The organism is Aequorivita sp. CRS11, assembly GCF_059693805.1.
Genome location: NZ_JCATIG010000050.1, coordinates 1 through 713, shown reverse-complemented (window position 1 = coordinate 713; position 713 = coordinate 1). Strand labels below are relative to the sequence as shown.

At 31.3% G+C, this 713-nt stretch carries 1 protein-coding gene; it reads right to left on the bottom strand.

The window, feature by feature from the left end; all coding sequences use genetic code 11:
- Positions 1-139: 139 nt before the first annotated feature.
- On the bottom strand, positions 140-706 hold the full coding sequence (locus AC58DT_RS15700) for a DUF305 domain-containing protein (protein WP_085766304.1): 567 nt from the start codon (positions 704-706) through the stop codon (positions 140-142).
- Positions 707-713: the final 7 nt, after the last annotated feature.

The window sequence follows — 713 nt, the reverse complement described above, 5'->3', positions numbered from 1 at the left end:
CAGTAAAATAATTGAAATTCAAACAAAAGAATAGCTTATAGATCCATCTTTCAATCTGTAAGCCTAGAATAATAATGTCAAAAATTAATGAAGAAATATGTTGTTTTTTACCTCAGTTCTTTGTTAGCTGCTGGCTTTTTTATTCAATTTCAATATCTTTTGTTTCTTGGTCTAACTTTCCTTTAAAATTTGGAACTGGTCTCTCTTCTTTCTCTAACTCAGTTTCGACAATTCCGTTCTCTTTAATGTCTTTAATCAACCATTCCATTTCCATAATTTCTTTGCGTTGAGCTTTAATAATGTCGTCTGCAAGTTTTCGAACTCTAACGTCTTTTATTTTTGCTCTTTCGCTCGTCAATATCGCAATTGAATGATGTGGAATCATTCCTTCCATATAATCGGTATCAGTTACAGTTACCTGACTCCTTACCAACCAAATTGCTCCAATTATCATCAAAGCTCCCAATCCAAATATTGCAGTGTTAGCTTTTTTACTCTTATACATATTAAGCATATAGAGAAGCATAATGATTATCATTGAGCCACCCATAATAATGGTCATAAATAATCGAGTTTCACTAAACCAAAAGTGGTCGATTATTTGATAAGAATGAGTGTACATTAAAAAAAACATTGCAATCATTGAAGTCGCAATCATTGCAAAAAATTTCCCGTATTTCTTTTTACTGTTATGTTCGTTTTCCATTTTGTTT

What these genes read in the sequence shown, in the direction of transcription:
- AC58DT_RS15700 (WP_085766304.1), bottom strand. Translation starts at nt 706, where the DNA reads ATGGAAAACGAACATAACAGTAAAAAGAAATACGGGAAATTTTTTGCA.